The sequence below is a fragment of the Pseudoalteromonas sp. APC 3694 genome, from assembly GCF_030407565.1.
GTDB lineage: Bacteria > Pseudomonadota > Gammaproteobacteria > Enterobacterales > Alteromonadaceae > Pseudoalteromonas > Pseudoalteromonas tetraodonis.
The window spans coordinates 1-5314 of the sequence record NZ_JASDDE010000104.1 but is presented as its reverse complement, the minus strand read 5'-3'; the positions used below and the strand labels follow the sequence as shown (position 1 = coordinate 5314).

The 5314-nt window shown below is 35.3% G+C and carries 8 protein-coding genes and 2 pseudogenes; 6 read left to right on the top strand and 4 right to left on the bottom strand.

The window, feature by feature from the left end; all coding sequences use genetic code 11:
• Positions 1-101: 101 nt before the first annotated feature.
• Entirely contained in the window at positions 102-629 is a 528-nt protein-coding gene (gloA, locus tag QMA00_RS18490; RefSeq protein ID WP_290158427.1) for a lactoylglutathione lyase, read from the bottom strand.
• A 578-nt stretch (positions 630-1207) separates the two neighbouring features.
• Between gloA and QMA00_RS18485 the strand changes: the two genes are divergently transcribed.
• Together QMA00_RS18485 and QMA00_RS18480 are read left to right on the top strand one after the other, a co-directional pair.
• Positions 1208-1402 carry a CPXCG motif-containing cysteine-rich protein gene (locus tag QMA00_RS18485; RefSeq protein ID WP_075169218.1) on the top strand — a complete coding sequence of 65 codons (195 nt, stop codon included), beginning with the start codon at positions 1208-1210 and terminating at the stop codon, positions 1400-1402.
• 94 nt (positions 1403-1496) lie between these two features.
• Positions 1497-1889: a GNAT family N-acetyltransferase gene (locus QMA00_RS18480; protein WP_290158424.1), complete on the top strand. Its 393-nt coding sequence runs from the start codon at positions 1497-1499 to the stop codon at positions 1887-1889.
• A 15-nt stretch (positions 1890-1904) separates the two neighbouring features.
• Here QMA00_RS18480 and QMA00_RS18475 read toward each other — a convergent pair whose 3' ends face one another.
• On the bottom strand, positions 1905-2108 hold the full coding sequence (locus QMA00_RS18475) for a hypothetical protein (protein WP_013464954.1): 204 nt from the start codon (positions 2106-2108) through the stop codon (positions 1905-1907).
• 99 nt (positions 2109-2207) lie between these two features.
• On the opposite strand from QMA00_RS18475, the gene QMA00_RS18470 reads away from it, so the two are divergent.
• The 3 genes and pseudogenes from QMA00_RS18470 to QMA00_RS18460 all read left to right on the top strand — a co-directional run bounded on the left by QMA00_RS18470 (position 2208) and on the right by QMA00_RS18460 (position 3712).
• Positions 2208-2717, top strand: a complete 510-nt coding sequence (locus tag QMA00_RS18470; protein ID WP_290158421.1) for a GNAT family N-acetyltransferase — start codon at positions 2208-2210, stop codon at positions 2715-2717.
• Positions 2714-3160, top strand: a pseudogene (locus QMA00_RS18465) (alpha/beta hydrolase-fold protein); the annotation flags it as partial. The gene QMA00_RS18470 and the pseudogene QMA00_RS18465, both read left to right, overlap by 4 nt.
• A gap of 288 nt (positions 3161-3448) precedes the next feature.
• Positions 3449-3712 (top strand): hypothetical protein, encoded by a 264-nt coding sequence (locus tag QMA00_RS18460; protein ID WP_290158419.1) that lies wholly within the window; start codon positions 3449-3451, stop codon positions 3710-3712.
• 342 nt (positions 3713-4054) lie between these two features.
• Here QMA00_RS18460 and QMA00_RS18455 read toward each other — a convergent pair whose 3' ends face one another.
• Positions 4055-4576 carry a TetR/AcrR family transcriptional regulator gene (locus tag QMA00_RS18455; protein WP_290158417.1) on the bottom strand — a complete coding sequence of 174 codons (522 nt, stop codon included), beginning with the start codon at positions 4574-4576 and terminating at the stop codon, positions 4055-4057.
• A gap of 111 nt (positions 4577-4687) precedes the next feature.
• On the opposite strand from QMA00_RS18455, the gene QMA00_RS18450 reads away from it, so the two are divergent.
• Positions 4688-4870 (top strand): hypothetical protein, encoded by a 183-nt coding sequence (locus tag QMA00_RS18450; protein ID WP_024602491.1) that lies wholly within the window; start codon positions 4688-4690, stop codon positions 4868-4870.
• 86 nt (positions 4871-4956) lie between these two features.
• Here the strand turns inward: QMA00_RS18450 and QMA00_RS18445 are convergent.
• A pseudogene (locus tag QMA00_RS18445) lies at positions 4957-5314 on the bottom strand (hypothetical protein); the annotation flags it as partial.

Below are 5314 nucleotides of genomic sequence, written 5' to 3'. Positions count from 1 at the left end.
TAGACGATGATTATCGCTCAACCCTGTTAGAATCTGGGATTAAAATGCGCTAGCCATGACAAAAAGCCTGCACTTGCAGGCTTTTTTATGTTTAGTGTTTTTTATTGCGATCGAATAATGTCTGTAATGCCCTCTGGCGAAAGTATTTCAATCCAGTAACCATCTGGGTCTTTAATAAAGGCAAGGCCTTTCATTGAGCCACCGTCTGGCTGTTTTACAAACTCCACATCATACTTAGCAAAGCGCTCGCACGCTGCATATACATCAGGCACACTAATACCAATATGGCCAAAGCCTTTTGGTTCTTCATTACCACTGTGATAACCGCTAAAACTGTCGTCGTTTTCAGTGCCCCAGTTATGGGTAAGCTCAATCAGCGCAGGGCGGCGAAACACCCATTGAGTTTTTTCTTTATCATCGCCTTTTGGCATATCTTGCTCATAGCCTAAAAAGTACAAAGTAAATTCCATACCAGGAAAGTCGTACTTACCTAACAACTTCATACCTAATACGTTTTCATAAAATGCCAGCGATGGTTTTGGATCTTTAATACGCAACATAGTTTGCTGCATCACATAGCCCTCAGTGGCTTGTGCAATTTGCTCTGGGGATTCGTTATAGCTAGACATGAGATAATCCTTAATAAAATGACTGAAAAAACCTTAATGGATTTAAAAAGGCAGGGTGTGCGCTCATCATAATAAACAGCAGCAAAAATTAAAACCATCGAGCTAAATTACCAGCCAGTTAGTTGGGTGCTTTGTAAGCGGAAAATGGCATATTTATGGATGCTGTGTATTTATACAGTGTTGGTGTTTTGTCTAATAACATTATTAAAAGTCGTTTTGGTGTATTTTAGCAAGGGGTGTTTTACCACCTACGTAATTACTTGTTTACATAACTTATTTAGTGGAATTATTAAGCAATGTAATATACGCCGTTTTGGGGTGTTATAAACCCCCAAAGTGGTGTTTGATAAGCTGTTAGGCGCTTATTCAATCACGATACATATTAAGGATAATTTATGGCAATGCGATTATTTTTTAAATCAGAACCAACATGGCTTAGTTGATATAATTAAGTTAAACAATATTTTAGCTAACGCTGTTTAAATTTGAATTATTAAGTCACTCTACGAGCATTGTCATATATAAGGTTGTTTACTAAAGTGAAACTATAACCTTATGTAAATTTGAAAGGGGAAATCATGAACCAGTTAACCGAAAAGTCAATTAGTTGTCCTTACTGCGGCGAAACCATAGAAGTATTAATTGATGTGGCTGATATTGATGAGCAATACATAGAAGACTGCCAAGTGTGTTGTAAGCCGATTTCGTTTGTTGTATTTGAAGATAACGACGAACTTAATGTAAATGTATACAGTGAAGATGAAGCGTTTTGAAGGAATCAACAAGGCGAATGACATTACAACCACTTAATAATACGCATATTATCGAGCTAATGAGTTGGTTTGATGATCAACATGACATAACTCAATGGGCTGGCCTTACTTTAGGTACCCATTTACGTCGCAGACTTTTATTGAAGACTTAAACCTTGATGTCTCGACTTCTTTTGTATTGGTTGGACAACAAAACGTATTACTCGCTTTTGGGCAATATTATCAACAAAAAAACAAATGTCATTTGGCGCGTTTAATAGTAAACCCTATACGAAGGGGGGAGGGAATTGCAGCCACCCTAATTAAAGCATTATGTAAACATGGGCAATTAAACTTAAATGTTAATGATTGCTCATTGTTTGTTTATAAAAACAACCTAGCAGCAGTATCGGCTTATAAAAAGCTAGGCTTTAAAGTTGCTGCTAATACCCCAGAAAATCAAAGCTTAAGCCCATTACCAGAAAACTGTGTACATATGGTTAAGTGATAAATTTTGTTTAATTTAGCTATTTTGCTGTTCACGCGCTAATTGGTTAGGCAGCAACTGCTCTACAATTTCTCTCGCTGGTAAGGTGTAACGTACACCATCAAACATAACCGACGTAAACTCGTTAATATTAGTAATGCCGGTAAGGGTCCAACCTTCACCACGTTTTGGGCAGTAAACAGTAGTAGTTGGTTGTATTACTTTAAAATTGTCGCTCATAGTTTATCTCAATTAATGCTTGTGAATACGGTATGGTAAGTTAATAATGACGCTCTATAAAGTGCTATTTAAAGCGCGTTTACTTTATTTGGCGTAGGCATGTTTAAAACTATAAAATTACCCCGCGTTACCTTACGTTTAATTACCCACAAACACGGCGCAGCGCTATTAACAATTTTAAATAATCCACTCGTTTATGAGTTTAACGATTATAAAACCCCGCTAAATAAACAGCATATTAAGCAGTTAATTCAAGATGATATCTCGAGTTATTACCAAGGTGAAGGGGTTCGGCTTGCGATTGAACATAATATATCTGGCGACCTAATTGGTACCTGTGGTTTATATAACATAAATAGCCAAACTCAAAGTGCTTATTTGGGCTTCGAACTCGATCCTTTTTATTGGCAGCAAGGCTTAATGCAAGAAATACTTAAAGGCTTTGTCAGTGAAGTGCATAGCTCTTTAAACATTGAGCACTTATATGCAGAAATTCATGGTAAAAACGTACGCTGTTATAACTTGCTTACTAAAATTGGCTTTGTATTTAAGCAGCAACTTAATAACGGTGTATGGCATAAGCAATTAACTAAAATGGGTGGCGCATGAGAATTAAAAAAGCGATTATTTTAAATGTATTGTTTACTGTTAGTGTATTTGGGTTTGCAATAACTGGGTTTAGTTATTATCAAAATATTGTTTCAGACTTTGTTGATGTAACCTTAGATTCGAAAGTGCTTAATGAGTCTCGTAAGGTATTTATAAGATTACCCGATGATTTTGACAAAAATAAAGCGTATCCACTTATTATAAAAACAGATGGTAATTTTAATTTAGCTAATTGGGATAAGGCACTAAAAGCATTAAATACTGAAAGCATATTAAATGAGGCTATTTTAGTTGCTATACCTAATCAGTTTTTTATCGATACTCGAAATCGTGATTTAGTACCACCTTATGCAAGGAAAGACGTTAATACAAATCCTCGGCCTAAACATGAAACTTCGCCCGAAATTTTTGGTAAAGCTGATTTGTTTTTAGCTTTTATAGAGCTTTTGCGGGGCTAAACGTGTCGCTACCTGTGTTAAAAAACTTTCATTTAGAACAACTAAATAGCGAATTATTTGCCTAGCTATCAACTCGTTTTTCCAGCCTCAAAATAGACCACTTAATTAAGCGAATTGGTATTACTTATTTAGAGGCTAACTTACAGGTTAACTGAAAATCGTATATTAACGGGATTTTCGGCAGGGGGCAGTTTTACTTTATATACGCTGCATACCAAACCAATGCTATTTAATGGTTATTTTGCATTTAGTCCTGCGGCTTGGTACGACGATATGACTGTAGTAAATCATCTTAATACCTTTTTACAAGTTCAAACACAGAGCTACTATAGACCCACCTTATTATATTTTACTGTTGGCGGGGCTGAGCATAAATTAATGCTTGAGGCGTATAATAACTTAGAGCAAAGTTTAGTAAGCCATACTAGTAACTGGTTAGGCTGGAGGAGTAAAGTAAACCCTGATGCAAAGCATAATGATAATCCAGCTTTGAGTATTACGGGGGCTTTAATGGCCTATGATGAATTTATTAATTAAGAATATTGCTAAACTTTAATTAAGAGCAGCACTAGCAAAAAGGCTTAACTGTACATATATACAGTTAAGCCTTTTTGCTATAAATTACCTTATTTTATGGTGTAAATGGCTGGCTGGTGGATGTAAGGTAATACATAAAAGAACACATCATACTGAACAGTGTTTAAATGTAATCTTAGCAATGGGGTAATATAAATTATCAATTTAGTCATAAGTGGAGTGGTGGGTTTATAACGCTTATTGAGTTTGGCTATCTGGGTCGTTAATTAAAGAATTTAAATAACAAAAAAGGTTGGCGGTGCTTTATTTATATCAGCACCGGTCTATACGTTTAGGACTTAATTACAAAAGCGCTATTTTATTACTTAACTGTCTAAGCATATTTTCAGCATTAGGTAAGGGATCGTTTAACCCATCGATTAAGGTCATAAAATAACAGTCCATCATTACGCTTGCTTTTGTTTCATCAAACTTCGGTTGTTCACTAAAAAGCAGTTGTTTAAATTCATCCATCTGCGCTTTAAATAAAGACGTTCTCCAAATGATGTCGCTAATTAATAGCTTACTAAATTCACTATTTTCACAATAAAAAGAATAAAGCGGATGAGCGTAGTGACGTAACTTTAATCGAGGGGAGTGCTGCGTATCTAACTGCTTTGCTTGGTTAATAATAACGGCTATTTGTTGTTGCATACCGGCCATCAATAAATCAATTTTATTTTCAAAATGACTAAACACTGTACCTACAGCAACATTGGCTGCAACCGCTATTTCTCTTGTTGATGTGTGATCGTAACCTTGCAACAAAAATAATTCCCATGCTGAAGCTAAAATTTTATCGCGTGTCTTTTCTTTTTTACTCATTATATTTCAATGCTTTACTTGTTTGTTAAATAAAAGGGTTAAATCATTATTTGATTAATTGAGTGCGCTCAATTAATATTTTGAGCACACTCATTTTTATAAGGATGTTACATGAAGTTTATCAAACGTGTTATTGGTTATGTACTTTTTATTCCACTAATTTATTTTTATTCTTATTTGCTAGGGCCAATATTAAAAGCAGTTTTAGTCCCAGGAGGGGTTGCTTTTTTATGGCTTATTCTAGGGCCAACAGAGGGGACGCGTGCGTTAAAAAAAGCATTTAAGAAAAAATAGCTCAAGCTTCAACTAAACAAATCGAAAAAAAGCCCTGCTATTTTGCAGGGCTTTAAGTTTTTTTAAGCTTGAAAGCTCAACTGATATTAAAGAACGTATCTAAAACCAAAAGCAATACCGTCATCTTCAGATTGCTCCATTAGCGCTTGCTGCTGTTTATTATTACTTTCAAAATCACCAAAGTCTTTACGTGCTTCTACATAAAGTTGTGTGTCTTGGTCAATTAAGTAATGCACACCAATAACTGCAAACTGACGCTTAAATACATCGTTAGGATCGGCATTAAAGTTTGGTTGAATTACGTAGTCATCACCTGCATCAAATAAGTTATAGGCAATAAATGGTCTAAAATCGTTATCAAAGCGATACGACACAAATGTTTCAATACCAATTGCATATTCTCTCCAGCTTTGATCACCCAATTGCATTAACTTTGATCGCTTA

Bases quoted from the DNA above. Each gene is read 5' to 3' on its own strand.
- gloA (WP_290158427.1), bottom strand. From the start codon at position 629: ATGTCTAGCTATAACGAATCCCCAGAGCAAATTGCACAAGCCACTGAG.
- QMA00_RS18485 (WP_075169218.1), top strand. From the start codon at position 1,208: ATGAACCAGTTAACCGAAAAGTCAATTAGTTGTCCTTACTGCGGCGAA.
- QMA00_RS18480 (WP_290158424.1), top strand. From the start codon at position 1,497: ATGGGCTGGCCTTACTTTAGGTACCCATTTACGTCGCAGACTTTTATT.
- QMA00_RS18475 (WP_013464954.1), bottom strand. From the start codon at position 2,108: ATGAGCGACAATTTTAAAGTAATACAACCAACTACTACTGTTTACTGC.
- QMA00_RS18470 (WP_290158421.1), top strand. From the start codon at position 2,208: ATGTTTAAAACTATAAAATTACCCCGCGTTACCTTACGTTTAATTACC.
- QMA00_RS18460 (WP_290158419.1), top strand. From the start codon at position 3,449: ATGACTGTAGTAAATCATCTTAATACCTTTTTACAAGTTCAAACACAG.
- QMA00_RS18455 (WP_290158417.1), bottom strand. From the start codon at position 4,576: ATGAGTAAAAAAGAAAAGACACGCGATAAAATTTTAGCTTCAGCATGG.
- QMA00_RS18450 (WP_024602491.1), top strand. From the start codon at position 4,688: ATGAAGTTTATCAAACGTGTTATTGGTTATGTACTTTTTATTCCACTA.